This window comes from Shimia sp. (assembly GCF_049116215.1).
Taxonomy (GTDB): Bacteria; Pseudomonadota; Alphaproteobacteria; order Rhodobacterales; family Rhodobacteraceae; genus Shimia.
The window spans coordinates 884141-905576 of the sequence record NZ_JAGDZB010000003.1; the positions used below are offsets into that span (position 1 = coordinate 884141).

Below are 21436 nucleotides of genomic sequence, written 5' to 3' on the forward strand. Positions count from 1 at the left end.
TTTTTCATTTGTCCATAAATATCCCGGGGGTCCGGGGACTGGCCCCCGGCCTACTCCGCAGGCACGGCGCCTTGCGGCTGGTTCTTGGGAAAGGGCACCAACCGCTCCTGCTCCTCATCCCACAGCTTAAGCGAAAACGAGCGGATCGCCTCTGGCCACTCTATTGTGGGCAGATCGTATTCGGCGCGGATCATTTGGTGGCATTTGCGCAGATTGTAATGCGGAATGCGCGCATTGAAGTGATGGATATCGTGGTAGGCGATGTTGGCCGATGCCAAATCCATCCACCAACCAAGGTCCAAGGCTGAAGAGCCTTGCAACGCTGCCAAACGCGGGTCCAGATCGGGGCGGCGGTCCCAATAGGTGTCTTCAAAATTGTGCTGCAGATAGACCATAAAGACCCCAACCATGCCGCCAAACAAAGACGCCAAGAACCAGATCAGCACGCCGTTCCAACCAGCCAGCGCATAGAGCACGCCCATATAGGCAAGGATTGCCAGATTGTGCAGCAGCACCGATTTCCACATGGTGTGGGCGTTTTTGGGCCAGCGATAGCGGATGAAATAGGTGAACAGACTGCCCAAGGGGATCAGCACAAAAGGATTGCGGTAGAGCCGGTATTGCAGACGTTGCCCAAAACCGGCCTCGTTCCATTCCCGCAACGTCATGGTGTGGATTTCACCGGTGTCACGATGCTCCAAATTGCCCAAGTGGCTGTGGTGCATGTTGTGATTGTGGCGCATGGCTGCGTAAGGCGCAAAGGTCACCACCGACAGCGCCTCGCCGGCCCAGTCGTTGTGCTTGCGGCTTTTGAACAGGGAGGCATGACCGGTGTCATGCTGCAACACATAGAGCCGCACCGCGGACAGCCCGTTCAGCACCATCATTGGGATCAGCACGTACCAGGTGCCCTGATTGGCAATCGCCAGATAAAGCGTGGCAAAATAGGCCGCAAAGGTGCCAAATAAGCTGACCGCGCCTAGCCGGTCGTCTTGCACAGTAAACTCTTTCAAGCGCTCGCGAATCTCCATCGCAAACCTCTCTTTTTAAATCAATATTTCCACCTGAGCCGTGCCTGGGGACACTGTGCCTAGGTATGAATGCCTACGTGAGCCGTTAAATTTTGGACCACTTAGCAAGACTATAACGCGAATTTATGACGCCACAATGCACCTGTCGCCGCACAGGGGCTGCGCGGCGACATGAAGAGTTCCAAATCAGACATGATTGGCAGATCAGAAGCCGGCGTCACGGCCTTTGATGTGCTTGCGCAAACGCGAGGGCGTCGACTTTTTCTTACCCTTATAGGGGTTTTTATCCCCCTGTCCGCGCATTGTCAGGCGAATGGGTGTGCCCGGCATATCAAACGTGTCGCGCAACCCGTTGACCAAATAGCGCGAATAGCTCGCCGGCAATTTGTCTGGGTGGGAACACATCACCACAAAACCAGGCGGTCGCGTCTTGGCTTGGGTCATATACCGCAGCTTAATCCGTTTGCCTTGTGGCGCGGGGGGCGGGTGTTGTTGCAGCATTTCCACCAGCCAGCGGTTCAGGGTGGCGGTTGGAATGCGTCGGTTCCAGGTGTCATAGGCACTCAGGATGGCATCGTTTAACCGCTCCAACCCGCGGCCGGTTTTGGCCGAAACAGTGATCAAAGGTGCGCCACGCAACTGCGGCAATAGACGGTTGAAGGCTTCTTTGAGTTCGCGCAGTTTGTCCTGCTTGTGCTCCTCGATATCCCATTTGTTCACAGCCACAACCACAGCTCGGCCTTCGCGCTCCGCCAAATCGGCAATGCGCAGGTCTTGCTGCTCAAAGGGAATGGCTGCGTCCAGAAGCACAACAACCACCTCGGCAAATTTCACCGCACGCAAACCATCGCCAACGGACAGTTTTTCAAGCTTGTCCTGCACCTTGGCTTTCTTGCGCATCCCGGCGGTGTCAAAGATCCGCATATGGGTGCCGCTCCATTCGGTACGAAGCGAAATAGCGTCTCGCGTGATACCCGCTTCCGGGCCCGTCAAAAGCCGGTCTTCACCAATGATCTGATTGATCAGCGTGGACTTACCCGCATTTGGTCGGCCAACAACGGCAATCTGCAAGGGCTTTTTTTCGGTGATGTTCTGACTGGGGCGCAGACCGCCTTCCTCAAACTCGTCGTCCCAATCACCGTCTTCCTCAAGCTCAACGTCAACTTCAACTTCATCCTCCAACGCCTCCTGCCGTTTGGAGAATTCGTCGGCAATGGGCATGAGTTGCGCGTAAAGATCGTTTAAGCCTTCGCCATGTTCGGCGGAGAGACGGATCGGCTCACCCAAGCCCAACGAGTAGGCTTCAATGACGCCTGAATCTGCTGCACGCCCTTCGCCTTTGTTGGCGGCCAAAAGCACGTGGGCGGATTTCTTCCGCAGAATTTCGGCAAAGACCATATCAGTAGGTGTGACCCCTGCGCGCGCGTCGATCATAAAGAGACAGATGTCTGCCATATCCACCGCGCGCTCGGTCAGGCGGCGCATCCGGCCTTCCAAGCTGTCATCAGTGGCATCTTCCAAACCGGCAGTGTCAACCACGGTAAACCGCAAATCGGCAAGCTTCCCTTCGCCTTCGCGCAGGTCGCGCGTGACACCAGGCTGGTCGTCAACCAACGCCAGTTTTTTGCCCACAAGGCGATTGAACAGTGTGGATTTGCCCACGTTTGGGCGGCCCACGATGGCGAGCGTAAAACTCATGACAGATCTCCGGAACGTCTGAAGTCGCTCCGATACATCATAAATGCGTCAACGGAAAGCGTACAATTCGCCTTTGCGGTTTACGACATACAGAACCCCGCCCGCCACAACCGGGTTGGTGGCCGCGCCATGCGGCAATTCCACCGTGTGGGTCAGCAAGCCGTTGCGCGGATTGTAGAAGCGCACAACATCGTCTGAGGACGGCACAACCAGTTGCCCGCCGGCCAGAATTGGCCCGTAATGCGCGTGCACAGCCGACTGCTGCCGAGGCTTGTCTTTGATAAACTGTGGCAAGGTCTGGCCCCAGACACGGGTGCCGTCGCGGGCATCCAGGCGCAGCAATTCATTGGTTTCTGACACCAGGAACAGGGAGCCTCCTGCCGGGAAGACCGGGCTCAACGCGCCGTGATCGGCGGTCCATTTGCGCACCCCGGTCTCGGCGTCAATGGCTGCCATTCGGCCGGAATGGTTGGCCACGTAGATCGTGTCACCAACCACAACCGGGTCGCCAGAAATATCGCCAACTGTGTTTACAGCGCGCCCCGGACGGGTGTCAGACAGCCCTGCCGTCCAACGGGACACACCACCACGGCGGAAAGCGGCCTGAATTTCGCCGGAGCCATAAGGGAAGATCGCCAAACGATCGGTGATGGCTGGCGCCGCGGGGCTCTGCACGTTCTGAACATTGGGCAGCGATAGCAGTTGCCACGCAATCTTTCCGGTCTCAACTTCCAGGGCCCAGGCGGTGGCATCCCCGGAGATCACATAGACCAGATCACCATAAACCGAGGGGGTACCGCTGCCGACAGCCTGGAACTTCTGCTCCCAAAGATCGGCGCCGGTTGCAGGATCCAGCGCACGAATGCTGCCAAAACCAGTTGTGACAAAGAGCTTGCCTTTGCCATAGGCCAAGCCACCGGTGGAGGCCTGGCCAGCCTTGTCATTAGGCGGTGTGAGATCGCGGGACCAAAGAAGCTGACCGCCTGTGGTGGTGGCGGTGACGGTGGCCTCCGCATCAACCGTGAAAATACGGCCATCGGCAACAACGGGATCCGCGGTGATACGAGACTTGCGTGATTCACCGGCGCCTATGGACGCCGACCACGCCAAAACCGGGCGCTGCGACAGCGCCGCATTTGCTGTGCGGGTGCTTGGCGAGCCAATGCGGCCGGTCCATTGCGCGTTTTTACTTTGTGCCGGCAGACTTATGGCAAGATCTTTGTTTTCAACAACCTCCTCAGAAGGAATGAGATCTTCACGGTCACCAACCAGGATGATTTCAGGCTCGGCACAAGCAGAAAGCAATGCCGCCGAGGCAACGCCCGCGGCCAAAATCCATGACGTACGTTTCACTGCTGAGTCCCCCACCCTGCAAGTCTTATTGATCGGCCAGAACTGGCGCAGTGTTCGCCGGAGTTCCACCCAGAGCCACAATCAACTGAGACGCGCGATTGCGCAAGCCCGAGGTAACTGCCGCGTCTTGAATGAGAGCCTGCAGCTGTTCAATGGCGCCGTCAACATCGCCTTCTTCCAGGCTCAGCAGCGCCAGTTGCTCTTGCGCTGGCAAAGACAATGGCATGCCGGCACCGGCCAATGTTTCAAGCGCAAGACGACGCTCTGCAACAGGGGTTTCTTTGGCATTGGCCAGAATGGCCTTAAATGTCGCGATCTGACGATAGATTTCCGGGGTGTCGATGTCGCTGGTGGTGATGCCGTTTAATGTCTGGGCGGCGTCAGCACCGGATCCAACTTCGATTTGATGTGTGGCCAGCAGCATATCGGCAACAACCTGCGCATCGGGCGACTCAGTTGTCAGCGCGCTGAGGTCAGTCACACGGGTTTCTGCGTCGCTGGCGGACACCGCGCCAATCAAAGCGTCGCCGGTGTTTTCTGCCGCTGTGCGGGCCTTGCTTTTCTGATACTCATTAAAAGCGGCTGCGCCCACGATGGCAATCACAGCAACCACAGCAATCCAGCCATAACGGCGGATTAGGCCAAAAAGGCGATCGCGGCGCACTTCTTCGGTGACTTCTTCGATGAAACTGTCGGTATTGCTCACGCCTGCTCTCCTGTCGGTTTGCCTTGTCTTATCGTTTTGTTTTCAAAGTGCCAAGTACTGTGGCAAAGGCACATCGACGACACAGGTTTTTTCTTGAATTCACGCGCATTTTGAACCGATGAGTCCAAATTTTCTCTTCTGAGGTTGTTTCTCGGCGCGCGAACGCCAATATGTCGACCAATATTTGTGCGCGGGAGGGCGCACGTTAAAGCAACAGGGGCCATACTATGCGGCTTATTCCGGTCTTGACCGCACTTCTTGTGACGGCAATTTTGTATTTTGTTGTGGTGGAGCGTGATCGCTTGGCGGCTTTTGCTGGCAATGGCGCGTCCGAGGAGGCGACTGACAAGGTCGCCGAGGCAAGCACTGAGCTGACGGAAACCCCGTCAGACGACGCTGGCCTGATCCGGGTTGTCGCCATGCGCAGCGCAGCATCCACAATCGACAGCGCGGTGGTGCTACGTGGCCAAACCGAGGCGGATCGCCAGGTTGAAGTCCGCGCCGAAACCAGCGGCCTGGTAATCACAGAGCCACTGCGGCGCGGCTCTCATGTAACCGCCGGGCAAGAGCTCTGCCGTCTGGATGTTGGCACCAGCACAGCGGTTCTGGCGGAAGCCAAGGCCCGGTTGCTGGAAGCTCAAGCGCGAATTCCAAGCGCACAGGCCACGGTGGCCGAGGCCGAAGCGCGGCTCGAAGAGGCCAAGATCAACGACAATGCGGCCCGCAAATTGTCCGAAGGCGGCTTTGCTTCCTCGACTCGCGTCGCCAGCACCGCCGCCAGCGTGCGCGCCGCGGAGGCGTCAATCCAGTCGGCCACCTCCGGTTTGGAAAGCACACAAGCCGGCATCGAATCGGCTCAAGCCTTGGTGGCCGCCGCTGAACGTGAAGTTGAACGCCTGACCATGACTGCGCCATTTGATGGCTTGCTGGAAAGCCGCACAGCCGAACTGGGCAGCTTGATGCAGCCTGGCAGCCTCTGTGGTACGGTTCTGCGCCTAGATCCAATCCGCATTGTCGGTTTTGTCCCTGAAACCGACATTAGCCGTGTGAACGAAGGTTCGCTGGCGGGCGCACGTCTGACCACCGGACAGGAAGTCACCGGTCAGGTGACCTTTGTGTCCCGCTCTGCTGATCCGCAAACCCGCACGTTCCGCGTGGAGGTGACCGTGCCTAACGCAGATCTGGCGATCCGCGACGGTCAAACCGCAGAAATCATGATCTCCGCAGATGGCGCAGCGGCACATTTCCTGCCGCAATCTTCTTTAACACTCAACGACGAGGGCACGCTGGGTGTCCGCATTGTCGAAGACGGCGGCATCGTCGCCTTCAAGGCAATTGAGTTGATGCGCGACGGCACCGACGGCATCTGGGTCGGCGGCTTGCCGGAAAAGGCAGACGTGATCGTAGTGGGACAAGAATTTGTCGTCGAAGGCGTTCAGGTGGCTCCGACCTATCGGGAGCTTGACCAATGACCGGCGCCATCACCTGGGCCGCTGAACGGGCCCGAATGATCTTGGCGTTCATCGCAATTTCACTTGTGATTGGCGCCTTTTCATACGCGAGCCTGCCCAAAGAAGGTGAGCCGGACATCGACATTCCGATCCTCTATGTGTCGGTGAATTATCCAGGGATTTCCGCCGAAGACGCGGAAAGCCTTCTGGTGAAGCCGATGGAAACCGAGTCGGTGGACCTCGACGGTCTCGACAAGATGACTGGCATCGCCTCGGAAAACCACGCGTCCCTGCTTCTTGAGTTCGACTTCGGTTGGGACAAGAGTGCAACCATCGCGGACGTGCGCGACGCGATGAATACGGCGCAGGCCAACTTCCCTGAAGGTGCGGATCAATACACTATTTCGGAGATCAACTTCTCCGAGTTCCCAATTGTGATTGTAAACCTGTCTGGCGACGTGCCGGAACGCACCATGGCGCGCTTGGCCAAAGATCTGCAGGATGACTTTGAAGCCATCGACGCGGTGCTGGAAGCGCCTATTGCGGGCAACCGCGACGAGATGGTGGAAGTGGTGATCGACCCGCTGCGGTTGGAATCCTACAACGTCACAGCGCCGGAACTGATCAGTGTTGTGCAAAACAACAACCAACTGATTGCGGCTGGTGAGGTGGAAACCAACCAAGGTACCTTCTCGGTCAAAATTCCTTCGTCGTTTAGCGATGTCAGCGACATCTATGAGCTGCCGGTGAAAACCAACGGCGAGCGGATTGTGACTCTGGGCGATCTAGCAGAGATCAATTTCACTTTTGAGGACCGGGCGGGCACCGCGCGGTTTGATGGTGAAAATACGGTGGCGCTTCAAGTGGTGAAGGGCAAAGGCTACAACATCATCGACACCGTCGAGCAGATTAAAACCACGCTGGCCGCCGCTCAGGAAAAATGGCCTGAAGAGTTGCAAGCGGCGGTGCATGTCGGCACCTCCAATGACCAGAGCCGCGTTGTTGGCTCTATGGTGCGCCAGCTTGAAGGCTCGGTTCTGACTGCGATTGCGCTGGTGATGATTGTGGTTTTGGCCTCACTTGGCAGCCGTGCTGCGATGCTGGTGGGCTTTGCCATTCCGGCGTCCTTCCTGCTGTGTTTTGCCTTCCTTGCGTTGATGGGCGTGACCATTTCCAACATGGTGATGTTTGGTCTGATCCTTGCGGTGGGCATGCTGGTGGACGGTGCGATCGTCGTGGTGGAATACGCCGACAAACGCATCAAAGAGGGCGTGGGCCCGATGCACGCTTATGTTGAAGCGGCGCAGCGGATGTTCTGGCCAATTGTCAGTTCCACAGCAACCACGCTGTGTGCCTTCTTGCCAATGCTGTTCTGGCCGGGTGTGCCGGGTGAGTTCATGGGCATGTTGCCGGTCACAATGATTTTTGTTCTGTCGGCCTCTCTACTGGTGGCGCTGATTTACCTGCCGGTTGTGGGTGGTATCTCCGGCCGCTTGAGCCGTGTCTTTGACCATATCTCTCAAGGCATGAAATCCCGTCTGCCGTGGGTAGTGCGCGCCCTGTTGGTGCCAATTCCGCTTTACGGCATGTTTGTCGGTTTGATGCAGATGCTGACCGTGACCTATCAGTCCGGTGACGACGGTTCGACCGGCGCTGTGATGGTTGGCGCTGTGCTGTTTGTTGCCTCGGCATTTGCAGCGTCCATCACCATGAGCGCCGCAGAAATCAGCCGCAAACGCAAGGCGATCAAATCCGGTTTCCGCCACAACGGTTTCGGCTATTTCATGCGGTTCATCGTAGGCAACCCAGTGATGCCTTTGGTGACAATCGCAGCGGTGATTTTTACTGTTGTTTCCATCATCGGCTACTTTGGCGAAAACAACAAAGGCGTTGAGTTCTTTGTGGCCACGGAACCGGAGCAAGCTACAGCTTACGTGCGCGCACGCGGCAACATCTCGCTGACTGAGAAAGACGCCATGGTGCGTGAGGCGGAAAACATCATCATGCAGCACCCTGCGGTGATCAATGTCTTCTCCTTCGCGGGTAAAGGTGGCTTGGACACTGGTGGTCCTGGCGGTGGGAACTCACCGCCAGACACTGTTGGTCAGGTCCAGTTTGAAATCATCCCGTGGGAAGATCGCCCAACAGCGCGTGAAACATGGTTCTTTGGCCTGCTGGAACGCGACGTGAGCTCTCCGGAGTTTGGCGGCAACCGCGTGCTGGAAGAGCTGAACGCTGAGTTGGCAAAACTGCCAGGATTCTTTGTGGAAACCAGCCCGATTGAACAGGGTCCGGGGTCCGGCAAGCCAATCCACTTGCGCCTTCGGGGCGACGCTTGGGACGATCTCAACAGCGCTGCCATCAACGCCAGGGAGACGTTTGAAGCGACCGCAGGCTTGACCTTGGTCGAGGACACCCTGCCACTGCCCGGCATCGACTGGCAGATCGACGTGGATGTGGCCAAGGCTGGCCGCTACGGCGCAGATGTGGCCACGGTTGGGGCAATGGTTCAGCTTGTGACACGGGGTATCCTGCTCGACACCATGCGGGTCGACAGCTCTGATGAAGAGATCGAAATCCGCTTGCGTCTGCCGGATCAGGACCGTGTTCTATCCACGCTCGACACGCTGAAAGTGCGCACCAACGACGGGCTTGTGCCGCTGTCCAACTTTGTCACACGTTTCCCTGTGCCGAAACGCGCCTCTATCAGCCGCGTTGATCAGGAACGGTACTATGACGTGAAAGCGGACGTGGAACCTGGTCTGGTGAAGATTGTGTCTGGCGAAGGTGACGACCTGAAGGTACTGGCACTGCTGAAGGCAGTACCGGACGACGCCGCAATCAATGAGCCTTTGATCACCACGCCAAACGGCGACGAATTCACAGTCTTCGCGCTTGAGGAAGCCACTTCTGCAGACGAGCTGCAAACCGCGCTGGAGGACGGTGCACGCCGCATTCCTGTGACCGCAACAGAACGCATCGAAGCTCTGACTGAATGGCTCAATACCAACCCGTTTGGCAGCTCAATCAGCTGGGAGTGGACTGGCGATCAGGAAGAGCAGGCCGAGTCCGGTGCCTTCTTGATGAGCGCGTTCTCTGCTGCTTTGGGATTGATGTTTGTGATCCTGTTGGCGCAGTTCAACAGCTTCTATAACTCGGTGCTGGTGCTGCTCGCGGTGGTTCTGTCTACCGCAGGTGTTCTGGTTGGCATGTTGGTGATGGATCAGACCTTCTCGATCATCATGACCGGCACAGGCATCGTGGCGCTGGCAGGGATCGTGGTGAACAACAACATTGTTCTGATCGACACCTATCAGGAATACAGCCAGTACATGCCGCGGATTGATGCGATTGTGCGCACTGCACAAAGCCGTATCCGTCCGGTGCTGCTGACCACTATCACCACCATGGCGGGCCTTGCGCCGATGATGTTTGGCCTGAGCCTGGACTTCATCAATGGTGGCTATTCCATCGACAGTCCCACCTCGCTGTGGTGGAAACAGCTGGCGACCGCCGTGGTGTTTGGTCTTGGTATCGCGACAGTGCTGACGCTTGTGTTCACGCCGTCGATGTTGGCCGCGCGGGTTTGGGCCAGCACCTACTTCAACTGGATGATGCGGCTTCTGGCGCGTATGTCCTTTGGCCGCACGTCGCGCGCCGGTCAGGACTGGGCACTGCGCCGAGCAGCCCGCAAGGTGAAACATCCGGTGCTGATGTGGGATGACACCACAGAGGTGGTGATGGAAAGCTCCAAGCCATCCAATCGGTCGTCCGTGCCTACCACCCGCTCCGCCAAGGTGGACCCAAATGATCTGGCGCCGGAGGTTGAGGCACCACGTAGCGGAAAAGCGGCCAACGATCCTGATCCAGGTGGCATTCAAGCGGCTGAATAAACCCTCAGCAACACGCACAAAAAACGCGCTCCTTTTGGGGCGCGTTTTTCATTCATCCAGAATGTTCTTTTTTCGCAACGCATTTCGCCTTATACGTGTTTCATCAATTCTTTTGAGCGACCGCATACAGGCAACTTCATGTTCAATATCGCAGTTGGCACTTCTTTGTCCCCTGCCCTCCCGGCGCTTATTTTGACCGGGTTGGTGCTGGTGTGTTGGTTGGCCCTTAACATGGTCACCTACACCTATTTTCATGCTGACAAAGAACGCGCCATTCACGGAGAACCCCGCATTTCTGAGCGCACCCTTTTGTTCCTGGCGTTGGCAGGCGGCTCGGTTGGTGCCAAGTTTGCCCAAAAGCGTTTCTACCATAAGACACAAAAACAACCCTTTGGGCGACGCCTAAACGCCATTGTTGTTCTGCATCTTGGTTTGATTTCCTTGGGTGCCTATTTGGCGCTTTTGGGGCCATCGGGGATTTGGATGACCGGGAGCTACATGGCAGCCCTACCCAGTTGACCAGTCACCCGCACCGCTGAAAGAGCGGGTGTGATGCGTCGCGCTATAGGGCTATGCCGCGTCCTCATCCGCTTGTTGGCGGGTCCAAAGCTGCGCATAGCGGCCCTTTTTGTCCAAAAGTGCACTGTGGGTGCCCTCTTCGATCACCTCACCTTGCTCCAGAACAACAATCCTGTCCGCTTCGGCAATGGTGGACAGGCGGTGGGCAATGGTGATCACGGTGCGGCCTTCGCCAGCCCGGGCCAACGCTTCTTTGATGCCCAGCTCAGTTTCGGTGTCCAAGGCTGAGGTTGCCTCATCCAGCAGCAAAATCGGCGGGTTCTTCAGCAAGGTGCGGGCAATGCCGACGCGTTGTTTTTCACCACCGGACAGCTTGAGCCCGCGTTCACCCACAGCAGTGTCATAGCCATCTGGCAGCGCGGCGATAAAATCATGGATCTGCGCCGCCTTGGCTGCTTCAACAACATCGTCTTGGGTGGCCCCGTCACGGCCATAGGCGATGTTGTAGCGAATGGTGTCGTTGAACAGCACCGTGTCTTGCGGCACCACGCCAATGGCGTCATGCAGACTTTCTTGCTGCACATCGCGCACGTCCTGCCCATCAATCCTTAGCGCCCCGCCCTGCACATCATAAAACCGGAACAGAAGCCGCCCGATGGTGGATTTCCCAGACCCGGACGCGCCCACAATAGCCACGGTTTGACCACCCGGTACATTGAGGCTCACACCTTTCAGAATGGCCCGGTCTGCATCATAGCCAAAGGCCACGTTGTCGAGCGCGATGGACCCGTCTTTGATGGCCAGAGGTATGGCCTCCGCCTTGTCTGCGACTTCGGCTGGCTGCTCAAGAAGTTCAAACATTTCTCCCATGTCGACAAGGCTCTGACGAATTTCGCGGTAGACTGTGCCAAGGAAGTTCAGCGGCATGGTGATCTGCACCATATAGGCGTTGACCATCACAAAATCGCCCACGGTCAGGTCACCGTTTTGCACGCCAATCGCCGCCATCACCATGACAATCACCAAACCGGAGGTGATTAAAAAGGACTGCCCAAAGTTCAGGAAAGCCAAGGAATATGAAGTCTTTAGCGCCGCTTCTTCATAACCGGCCATGGCGCTGTCATAGCGCGCGGCCTCACGTTTCTCGGCGCCAAAATACTTTACGGTTTCAAAGTTCAGCAGGCTGTCTATGGCCTTCTGATTGGCATCTGTGTCCTGATCGTTCATCTGCCGACGCAGCTTCACGCGCCATTCGGTGACCTTGAAGGTGAACCAGATGTAGATCGCAATAGTCACCCCCACGACCGCCAAATAGCGCGCGTCAAACAGCCAATAGAAGATCGCGGAAATCATCAGCAATTCGAGCACGAGCGGGCCGATGGAGAACAACAAGAAGCGCAGAAGGAATTCCACGCCCTTTACACCGCGTTCGATGATGCGGCTCAACCCACCGGTTTTGCGGGTGATGTGATAGCGCATGGACAGGCGGTGGATGTGTTCAAAGGTCTCCAACGCCAATTGGCGTAGGGCCCGTTGAGCCACCTTGGCAAAGACCGCATCGCGCAGCTGCTGAAAGCCATTGGTCATCAGGCGTGCCATGCCGTAGGCCACGGTCAGTCCCACGGCGCCAAGCGCCAGCGGTGGCACCCCTTCGTTGGCCAACGCATCCACCGCAGCTTTGTAGAGCATCGGCGAATAGACCGCGATCATTTTGGAAGCGAGCAGCATACAGAGCGCCAGCACCACGCGGTGTTTCACCCACGGCTTGTCATCCGGCCAGAGATAAGGCGACACCTTACGAATGGTGCGCCAACCGGAGCGTTGTTCGTTGCGCGCAAGTTCCTCAGCCGTAGCCGTGTGCCATTTCGTCATGCCTGCCTGCCTGTCAGTTGGTGAGCCTGACAAACCTAATCATAGGTTGCAAGACTTGCCAGCCCTGCGGACGTTATTCTTCAGGCACCGAAAAGACCTGCCCCGGATAGATCAAATCCGGGTCGCGGATTTTGTCTTTGTTGGCTTCAAACACCTGCAGGTAGAGCTGACCTTCGCCATAACGGTCCCGCGCGATGGCCCACAGGGTGGCGCCGGGTTGCACAGTCACGATGCGCACCGGCGGTTGTGCGGCTGTAGGCTCAGGTTTTGCTTCAGGTGTAGGCTGAAGCGCGGCTTCTGAGGCCTGTGCTTTGGTGGCTGCTTCCGTTTCCTCTGGAGACGACGGGCCTGCTTCTACCACGGCGGTTTCTGGCTTAGCTGCAGTTTCTGCGGCGGTCGTTTCCGTGTCGGAAGCCTGTGACTCAGTAGGTGCCGAGGCCGCTTCTGTAACTTTCTCAGCTGCTTCCTCTGCAGTGGCAACGTCTGGCGCCGCGACCTCAGCCACTTCCGCTACAGCCTCAGGTTTGACCTCAACCGCAGCGGCTTCAGCAGCTTTGTCCTCGCCTGCGGTTTCGGATTTTGCGACGGTCTCTGCGTCTTGCTCCTGCACGGCGATCTCTGCCTGGGTCACCGCTTCCGCCTGAGCGCGTGCCTTTGCGACTGTTTCCGGCGTTTCCCGTTTGAACGGTGTCACAACACGGGAAAGCACTTTGGCAGTCTCATCCACCTCATCTGCACGCAGTTCGTACAGGCCACCAGCCACATCTTTCAGCTGCGTGGACCACAGACCGGCCGCGTCAATCTGCGTGCTCGTCGCCAGAGTGTTGTCCAGATAAAGGTGCACAAAGGCACTTGGATTGCCACGTCCTGAAACCATAACCGCACCGGTATCGGTGTAGCTGATCGAGTCGATCGACACAGCAGCCAAAACTTCCGGTGTGGCGTCTTGCGGCGCAGCGGGTTGCACCACGCGCACGCCTTCGGAGTCAGACACAATCACCGCTGGTGCCTTGGGTTTTGGCGCGGGTTCTACTTCTGCGATCTCTTCTTTGAACTCTGACCCTGGCGCATCCTCGGACAATGAATCATCCGAATTTTCAGACGCCTCTTCAGTAAGTTGCGCACCTTTATTCATGTTGGAAGCAATATCTTTTGATTCCGCAACACCGCTGGCCTGCGCCGCGTCTTCAACCTCAGTATATGCAACTTCCGGCTCAGAGGCTTCCTGTGCCACTTTTGGTTCTGCCACGTCCTGTGAAGAAGGATTTTCCACCACCTCAGGTATAACCACAGCCTCTGCAACAGCCACAACCGGGGCCACAATCACCGTGGCATCAGAAGGCACATCACCGTCCGCGCGGCGCTCCACGAGGCTCAACACCCGTGGCGCTTCACTTGGCTCGATGGCCAAAATGGCCGCAAACTTGCCGGCGGTATCCACAGGTGCCAAGGCCACCTCGGCACCATCGAGCAGAATGCCCAACATGGCCCCCGGTGCAGCCGCACCTGCCACAACTGTGTTACCGGCGGCGTCCACACGTACCACGTCAAAACTTGGCGCAATTGTTGGGGTGGGCTCTTCTTCCGCTGCCGCAGGCGCAGCAGCCACCGACTCTTCCTTTGGCTCAACCTCCGCAACAGGCGCGGCGTCTTCAACCGCCGCAGGAACCTGCTCTTGCGTCTCTGCTGGAGCTGGCTGTGCCTCAGGCTCGGAAACAGCCTCAGCAGTCTGCTCCGACACATTTGGCGTTGCCTCAGGCGCAGCAGCGGTTGTTTCGGTTGCGGTGGTGTCCGTAACGCTTTGATCACTGCCATCCAGCGCGCCCGTCGACACCAGCGCAAAGACAGACACGCCCATCGCCACCACAGCGCCAGCCACCCAGGCTACATTTCCACTAAAAATTGAAGCTTTGTCACTCATCGCCGAATATCCCCCGAAGTCGGCTGCATCTTGGTTGAGAGACCCTACCAACCCAGATATTGCTGGTCAAAACAGCTTTGAACATATTGGAGACTTTCATGACCACACGCTCGATCTGTGTCTTTTGTGGATCACGTTTTGGCGGCGATGCAGCCTATAAGGAAGCTGCTGAAGCCTTTGGCGCACGGTTTGGCGACAAAAACTGGCGTCTGGTGTACGGTGCGGGCGACGTCGGCCTGATGGGCGCAGTGGCCAATGCAGCGCAGGCAGCAGGCGCAGATACCTTTGGCGTGATCCCCACGCACCTGCTGGAGTGGGAAGTGGGCAAACGCGATCTGACCAACTTCATCGTGACCGAAAACATGCACGAGCGCAAAAAGGTCATGTTTATGAACTGCGACGCGATTGTGGTGCTGCCGGGGGGTGCCGGATCTTTGGATGAGTTCTTTGAGGTCCTCACTTGGCGGCAGTTGGGGCTGCATGAAAAACCCATTGTGGTGCTAAATGTGAATGGGTTTTGGGATCCGCTGATCGGACTTGTCGATCACGTGATCGCGCAGGGCTTTGCGGAAGACAGTATACGCGACTTTATCCATGTCGCGGATGATGTGGCCGAGCTCGAAAAGGTGCTCGACACAACACTGACTTAACCTCAAGCAGCAGCTTTGTTGTCTGCTTGCTTATCGACCTTGTGCTGATCTTCTGTGCGCCCTGCCCGCCAATAGCTTGACAAATAAATCTGGTCGCGGCCCACGCCGCGATCATTGCGATAGTAGCTGCGCAAGGTGCGCATGCTGTCAAACTCACATGCCGTCCAGACAAATACGCTACCGTCTAGCCAAGGCAGCGACTTAATACGGTCGACCAAAAGACCTTTGGTTTCTTCAGGTGTCGGGTTCACGACCCACTGGACCTGTATGCCGCCCGGCAGACCCAAATCCCTTTTGTCAGCTTCCGATGTAACTTCGATCACGGCATATCCCCGAGCCGTGGCCGGAAGGCGCTCAAAATTGCACATTAAGGCCGGGATTGCGGTCATGTCGCCCGCCAACAAAAACCAATCTGCTAACAAATCCACCATTTTGACACTTCCCGGCCCGCCAACCATGATCTGTGTCCCAATTTCTGCAGAAAGCGCCCAGTCCGTCGCAATTCCACCAGCATCACCATGCAGAGCAAAGTCTACCGACAACACGCCTCGCTTCGCATCATGCGACCGTATTGAATATGTTCGCATGATTGCACGGTCCGGATTTGTTCGTGGAGCGTCCGGGAAGATTAACTTGATGTATCCGCCTTCTTTGCCGGTGGGAAACCCTTCCAGGCCACTGCCACCCAGAAGGATGCGTAGCATATTTGGTGTGAGGTGTTCTTTGCCCAACACATCGAGCATTCTGGGTTGTGTTTTGGACATAGCCATTTCCTTGGGCGAATTTTCAACGAAACATCAATATGTATATCCGATTATTTTTATCAAGATTAAAGGGGCTGATGGACCATAAAAAAGCCTGCCAAAGTTTCCTTTGGCAGGCCCAAAACTGACTAAGTGCTCGGATTACATCCGGGATGCAACGTTTTCCCAGTTCACCAGGTTGTCCAGGAAGTTGGTCAGGTAGACCGGACGCTTGTTGCGGAAGTCGATGTAGTAGGAGTGCTCCCATACGTCACAGCCCAGCAGCGCGGTTTGGTTGAAGCACAGTGGGTTCACGCCGTTTTCGGTTTTGGTCACAGCCAGCGATCCGTCTGCGTTTTTCACCAACCACGCCCAGCCGGAGCCAAACTGACCTGCGCCTGCGGCGGAGAACTGCTTTTTGAACTCCTCCACGGAGCCGAAGGATTCAACCAGTGCTTTTTCCAGCTCACCTGGCATGGCGTTGGCGCCCGGGCCCATCATTTCCCAGAACTGGTTGTGGTTCCACAGCTGGGAGATGTTGTTGAAGATGCCGTTTTGCGCAACGGATTTGGCGTCGTAGGTGCCAACGATGATTTCTTCCAGCGTTTTGCCTTCCCACTCGGTGCCGGCGATTGCGGCGTTGCCATTGGTTACATAGGCATTGTGGTGCAGGTCGTGGTGGAATTCCAGCGTCTCTGCGGACATGCCTTTGTCGGCCAGTGCGTCGTGGGCATATGGAAGATCGGGAAGTTCAAAAGCCATGGGTGTGCTCCCTGTTCGTAAGCAAGTTTCCGTTGGCATTAGATGTGACAATTCACGGCCAAAGGTCAAGCTCCACCAAGTTGTTTTTCTGCACAGAATTTGTGAATTTGTGTGGGGAGAACGCCGTTGGGGCCTACCGACGATCCAGATACTGCAGGCAGTCATCAGCCTTCAACACGGTGCGAAATTCGCCGTCATTTGCGATATAGAGCGTTTCCATGCGCTCCACTGCCATGCTGCGCAGCAAGGCTTCGTGTGTGGCGCAAATCTGAGGGCCGATCTCGGTGTCCATGAGGTCAACGTAACGCCCAACCAGCCCTGGCCCCTGCAACTGGACGGTCATTTCATAGGTGGTTCCAATGAGGTCAACAGCGACCAGTGTTGCACCCGTTTCGACGGTGCGCGGCAGGGTCAGACGCATCGCAACAATTCCGTGCAGCACGGCGGCACGTGTCATAGGCAGGCTGGTGTCTAACACCGAAGCAAGCCCGTATCCGTAACGCCCCAACAAACCTACAACCAGCAGCAGCCCGGCAATCGAGAGGCTGTTTATAAAGCCGTGCCGCCACATGCTGCGCCAGAGGGCACGACAGATCATAAGCGTGTAAGCAATGCAGCCCAGCAGCCAGGCCACCGAGAAAGTTTTTGCGGCCCATGCACCTACACTCAGGCTTAGGTTTGTCAGAGGCCCGGCCAGCACCAATGTCAAAAGATTGAGGATGAGGCTGACACCGACAAAGCCAAACCAAAACGTATCAGAAACGGACAGGTGCCCACCCATCAGTTTTTGGAAAATCGCCGAGCTGAGAACTCTGCTGCGCATGGCGCGACGCTCCCATACGCACCAGAGTTTGGCAAGGTGTGCGTCTATCCTAAGTGATTGACTTCGCCGCCAACTTCGGCGGAAACCTTCAGCACATCAAAGACGTATTGCGCCACGGAGCGGAAGCAGATGACTTCAAAGCTGCCGTCGGCACTGCCCCAGACAGCCGCAGGCACCTGAGCAATCCGGGAGCGACGGATGTCATCCGCACCAAAGGCCTCTTGAGCAAAATCAACAGGTGCAAGTTTGGCCAACACGTCACGACTGCCATCGCCTGATACGCGAAACACCGCACGTGCATCAGACACATTGGCGACCAGCGCGTGGCTGCCTTTCAGCGCCTCATTCATCTGGGCAACGGTGGCCTCCGCTTGATCATAGTCCACCACAACCAACAACTCGTCTGGCGACATCCACGCCACCGCGCCTTTCTGTCCCGAAGTCACCTTCCGCTGTGCTGGCACCACCGCTCCCGTTGCCGCTTTCACGGCCGCAGCCATTTCTTTTGACGCCAGATCGCCACGCACCGTGATCATGCCGCGCAGGCCGGTTTCTTCCACTTTGGCGAAACCTTCGAAAGTTACGCCACTCAGGGCGCTCACAGCCTTAGACATTCTGCTTCTCCCCGTCTTTGTCATAGAACACTGGATCGACCACTTTGGCCTTCACGGTGCTGCCGTCCACTTTGTTGAACTCCACCACATCGCCGAGACGTTTCATGCCGCCATGGATCAGGCCCATGGCGATGCCCCGGTCCAGCGATGGCGAGTAATAGGTTGAGGTCACCCGCCCCTGCACATTGCGTTGGCCGTTGGCGTTGGTGCCGTGGTTCACGATGTAGGCACCATCAGGAATGACCGAGCCGTCTTCGGTTTCAAAGCCCGCCAGCTTCCAGCGATCTTCCGAGGCCATGTGGTCGCGCAATTGCGCCCGTTTGCCCAGAAAGTCTTCTTTCTTCTTGGAAATCGCCCACTGCATGTTGAGATCTTGCGGGATCACCGTGCCGTCGGTCTCATCGCCAATCATGATGAAGCCCTTCTCGGCCCGCATCACGTGTAGCGCTTCGGTGCCGTAAGGCATGATGTTAAACTCAGCCCCGGCCTCCAGAAGCGCGTCCCAGAAGGCGCGGCCTTGGGAAGCAGGCACTGCGATTTCGTAAGACAGCTCGCCGGAGAAGGAAATGCGGTACGCGCGGGCGTCAAAGTCGCCAATCTTGCCGTCTTTCCACTCCATGAAGGCGAGGCCGTCTTTTGAAACGTCCATCTCGCCGCCAAGTTTCTCAATCACCTTGCGGGCATTGGGACCAACCACGGCGATCTGCGCATATTGCTCGGTGACATTGGCGGTGTAGACCTGCCAGTCCCACCATTCGCATTGCAGCCAGTCTTCCATCCAGCCGTGGATGCGCTCGGCCCCGCCGGTGGTGGTGTGGCACAGGAAGGTGTCCTCGTCGATACGCGCCACCACGCCGTCATCCATCAGGAAACCGTTCTCGTTACACATCAGGCCATAACGGCATTTGCCCACCTTCAGCGTCGACATCATGTTGGTGTACATCATGTTGAGGAATTTGCCGGCATCTGGGCCTTTGACGATGATCTTGCCCAAGGTCGACGCGTCCAGCAGACCCACACTTTCGCGGGCCTGACGAATTTCGCGTGTCACTGCATCAGCGTGGCTTTCGTTACCGCGTGGGAAGCAGTACGGGCGGCGCCAATGACCGACCGGTTCAAAGAACGCGCCATTGGCCTCGTGCCAGTCATGGATCGGCGTGCGGCGCAAAGGTTGGAACACCGCATCGCGCGCCTCACCGGCAATCGCGCCCATGGAGATCGGCGTGTACGGTGGACGGAAGGTCGTGGTACCGGTGGCCGGAATGGGCTGATTAAGCGCATCAGAAAGCACCGCCAAGCCATTGATATTACTCAACTTACCTTGATCCGTCGCCATACCCAAGGTGGTGTAGCGCTTGGTGTGCTCAACGCTTTCATAGCCTTCCTGCGCGGCCAGTTTCACGTCCGAAACTTTCACGTCGTTCTGATAGTCCAGCCAGACTTTCATGCGCAGTTTTGGCCCCGCGCCCTGCGGCATCAGCCAGCAGGCTTGCAGAGGCGCTTCGTCATGCACCTCGCCTTTGGGCGCTTCAGCCGCTGTAACAGTGAAGCCAGCCGCCTCTGCTGCGGCTTCACCCGCTTTCAGGCCGTCCACCAGAACGTCATCCAGCTTGAGCGGACCACTTGCGGTGCCGGCGGTGGAGACAAAAGGTTTGCCATCATGGCTGGTGGGCGCACGGTCAGGGTCAGGGCGAAAATGCGCCTGCGCCTCGTCCCAGATCAGCTTGCCGCCGCAGTGGGACCAGAGGTGCACTACTGGGGACCAGCCACCGGACATGGCAACCGCATCACAGGCGATCTCCTCCAGCACGGCGCCCTCGCCCGCCTGAGAACAAACCGCCACGCCAGTCACGCGCTTACCACCTCTGACCTTGGTGATACCTTTGCCGTTTTCGACACGGAAGCCTTGCTCCCGTGCAGCATCCGCGAGAGGACCGCCACCGTTTGGACGGGAGTCGAGAATGACAGGCACGTCCAGGCCGTGGTTCTTGAGTGTAAAGGCGGTGCGGTAGGCATCGTCATTGTTGGCCACGACCACCACGCGGTCGCCGGAGCTCACACCGTGGTTGACGATGTAGTCGCGCATTGCGCTGGCCAGCATCACTCCGGGAATGTCATTGCCTGCGAAAGACAGCGGTCGTTCTATTGCGCCTGTCGCGGTCACGATCTGCTTGGCCCGAATGCGCCACAGGCGGTGGCGCGGGCCATCCAGAAGCGGCGCGTGATCGGTCAGACGCTCATAACCAAGGATGTAGCCGTGATCATAAACCCCTGCCCCCATCATACGGTTGCGCAGCGTGACGTTGTCCATCGCCTCAAGCTCAGCCACGGTGGCGTCGATAAAGTCATCCACCTTCACGCCGTCAACCTTGCCGCCATCGACCGGCGCGCGGCCACCCCAATGGGCGGTTTGCTCCATCACCAGGACTTTGGCACCAGCCTGACCAGCGGCCTTGGCCGCCATCAAACCCGCCACGCCGCCGCCGACAACCACCACGTCAAAGAAGGCATAGAAATGCTCGTAGCGGTCCGCGTCGCGATCTTTGGGCGCTTTACCCAAACCCGCCGAGTGGCGCACAATCGGTTCAAACACGTGTTTCCAGGCCGCTGCGGGGGCCATGAAAGTTTTGTAGTAGAACCCAGCTGGCAGCGCGCGGGCGGCGTAGTTGTTGACCACGCCCACGTCGAACTCGAGGCTTGGCCAGTGGTTCTGGCTGGTGCAGGTCAGTCCGTCATAAAGCTCGGTGGTGGTGGCGCGTTGGTTGGGCTCAAACTTGCCGCCTTTACCAAGATTTACCAGCGCGTTGGGCTCTTCGGCACCCGAGGCGACCACGCCGCGAGGGCGGTGGTATTTGAACGAGCGGCCCATCAGCATCTGGTCGTTTGCCAAAAGCGCGGAAGCCAGCGTGTCGCCCTCGTAGCCCGTGAACTGTTTGCCGTTAAAGGAGAATGTCACCTGTTTGGATTTGTTCAACAGGCGCCCGCCGGTGGTCAGACGTGTGCTCATGAGAAGTCCCTCCACGACCAACCGGGTTGTTTGGCCGAGATCTTGTCTTTGATGTCTTGCGGTGGTTCCAGCGTTTGCGCGGAATAGGTGCCAAAGACCTCAAGCGTCATGGTGCAACGGGCGGCGTGAAAGAACTTGCCGCAGCCGTTGGAGTGCCGCCAGCGCTCAAAATGCACGCCCTTGGGGTTTTCGCGCATGAAGAGGTAGCTCTCAAAGTCCGCGTCGTCAGAGCCGGGACCATAGCGTTTGAGATGGGCCTCGCCTTCGGCGTGAAGCTCGGTTTCCTCGGCCCAGACGCCGCAATAGGGGCATTGAAGGGTTAGCATGGTGCGAACTCCTTGAAATATTCATTCCGATCAACCACATGGAAAGTGTTCACTGTATTGGGCCCCT

The 21436-nt window shown here is 57.5% G+C and carries 16 protein-coding genes; 4 read left to right on the forward strand and 12 right to left on the reverse strand.

Annotated elements, in window-relative coordinates; all coding sequences use genetic code 11:
- Positions 1 to 50: 50 nt before the first annotated feature.
- The 4 genes from JXR15_RS12970 to JXR15_RS12985 all read right to left on the reverse strand — a co-directional run bounded on the left by JXR15_RS12970 (position 51) and on the right by JXR15_RS12985 (position 4788).
- Positions 51 to 1031, reverse strand: coding sequence for a fatty acid desaturase (locus JXR15_RS12970; RefSeq protein WP_422053620.1), 981 nt, complete (start codon positions 1029 to 1031; stop codon positions 51 to 53).
- Positions 1032 to 1235: 204 nt separating this feature from the next.
- Positions 1236 to 2729: a ribosome biogenesis GTPase Der gene (gene der / locus JXR15_RS12975; protein WP_422053621.1), complete on the reverse strand. Its 1494-nt coding sequence runs from the start codon at positions 2727 to 2729 to the stop codon at positions 1236 to 1238.
- Between the two features lie 48 nt (positions 2730 to 2777).
- Positions 2778 to 4082, reverse strand: a complete 1305-nt coding sequence (locus tag JXR15_RS12980) for a PQQ-binding-like beta-propeller repeat protein (RefSeq protein ID WP_422053622.1) — start codon at positions 4080 to 4082, stop codon at positions 2778 to 2780.
- Positions 4083 to 4107: 25 nt separating this feature from the next.
- Entirely contained in the window at positions 4108 to 4788 is a 681-nt protein-coding gene (locus JXR15_RS12985) for a tetratricopeptide repeat protein (protein WP_422053623.1), read from the reverse strand.
- A 227-nt stretch (positions 4789 to 5015) separates the two neighbouring features.
- Between JXR15_RS12985 and JXR15_RS12990 the strand changes: the two genes are divergently transcribed.
- The 3 genes from JXR15_RS12990 to JXR15_RS13000 all read left to right on the forward strand — a co-directional run bounded on the left by JXR15_RS12990 (position 5016) and on the right by JXR15_RS13000 (position 10651).
- Positions 5016 to 6260 (forward strand): efflux RND transporter periplasmic adaptor subunit, encoded by a 1245-nt coding sequence (locus JXR15_RS12990; RefSeq protein WP_422053624.1) that lies wholly within the window; start codon positions 5016 to 5018, stop codon positions 6258 to 6260.
- Entirely contained in the window at positions 6257 to 10132 is a 3876-nt protein-coding gene (locus JXR15_RS12995; RefSeq protein ID WP_422053625.1) for an efflux RND transporter permease subunit, read from the forward strand. Before JXR15_RS12990 ends, JXR15_RS12995 begins: the two co-directional genes overlap by 4 nt.
- 138 nt (positions 10133 to 10270) lie before the next feature.
- Positions 10271 to 10651, forward strand: coding sequence for a DUF1294 domain-containing protein (locus tag JXR15_RS13000; protein WP_422053626.1), 381 nt, complete (start codon positions 10271 to 10273; stop codon positions 10649 to 10651).
- 51 nt (positions 10652 to 10702) lie between these two features.
- On the opposite strand, the gene JXR15_RS13005 is transcribed toward JXR15_RS13000, so the two are convergent.
- Together JXR15_RS13005 and JXR15_RS13010 are read right to left on the reverse strand one after the other, a co-directional pair.
- Complete coding sequence (locus JXR15_RS13005; RefSeq protein ID WP_422053627.1) at positions 10703 to 12523, reverse strand: ABCB family ABC transporter ATP-binding protein/permease; 1821 nt, start codon at positions 12521 to 12523, stop codon at positions 10703 to 10705.
- A gap of 73 nt (positions 12524 to 12596) precedes the next feature.
- Entirely contained in the window at positions 12597 to 14444 is a 1848-nt protein-coding gene (locus JXR15_RS13010; protein WP_422053628.1) for a LysM peptidoglycan-binding domain-containing protein, read from the reverse strand.
- A 98-nt stretch (positions 14445 to 14542) separates the two neighbouring features.
- On the opposite strand from JXR15_RS13010, the gene JXR15_RS13015 reads away from it, so the two are divergent.
- A complete protein-coding gene (locus JXR15_RS13015; RefSeq protein WP_422053629.1) occupies positions 14543 to 15094 on the forward strand; it encodes a TIGR00730 family Rossman fold protein in 552 nt (183 codons plus the stop codon).
- Between the two features lie 2 nt (positions 15095 to 15096).
- On the opposite strand, the gene JXR15_RS13020 is transcribed toward JXR15_RS13015, so the two are convergent.
- The 6 genes from JXR15_RS13020 to JXR15_RS13045 form a co-directional block, all read right to left on the reverse strand.
- Complete coding sequence (locus JXR15_RS13020) at positions 15097 to 15858, reverse strand: siderophore-interacting protein (protein WP_422053630.1); 762 nt, start codon at positions 15856 to 15858, stop codon at positions 15097 to 15099.
- Positions 15859 to 15999: 141 nt separating this feature from the next.
- Positions 16000 to 16599, reverse strand: coding sequence for a superoxide dismutase (locus JXR15_RS13025; RefSeq protein WP_422053631.1), 600 nt, complete (start codon positions 16597 to 16599; stop codon positions 16000 to 16002).
- A gap of 133 nt (positions 16600 to 16732) precedes the next feature.
- The gene (locus tag JXR15_RS13030) at positions 16733 to 17422 is read right to left on the reverse strand and encodes a hypothetical protein (protein WP_422053632.1); all 690 of its coding nucleotides are present in this window, start codon (positions 17420 to 17422) and stop codon (positions 16733 to 16735) included.
- A gap of 44 nt (positions 17423 to 17466) precedes the next feature.
- Complete coding sequence (locus JXR15_RS13035) at positions 17467 to 18036, reverse strand: sarcosine oxidase subunit gamma (protein WP_422053633.1); 570 nt, start codon at positions 18034 to 18036, stop codon at positions 17467 to 17469.
- Positions 18029 to 21043, reverse strand: a complete 3015-nt coding sequence (locus JXR15_RS13040) for a sarcosine oxidase subunit alpha family protein (protein WP_422053634.1) — start codon at positions 21041 to 21043, stop codon at positions 18029 to 18031. The genes JXR15_RS13035 and JXR15_RS13040 overlap by 8 nt, the downstream gene beginning before the upstream one ends.
- Entirely contained in the window at positions 21040 to 21369 is a 330-nt protein-coding gene (locus JXR15_RS13045; RefSeq protein ID WP_422053635.1) for a sarcosine oxidase subunit delta, read from the reverse strand. Before JXR15_RS13045 ends, JXR15_RS13040 begins: the two co-directional genes overlap by 4 nt.
- Positions 21370 to 21436 lie beyond the last annotated feature (67 nt).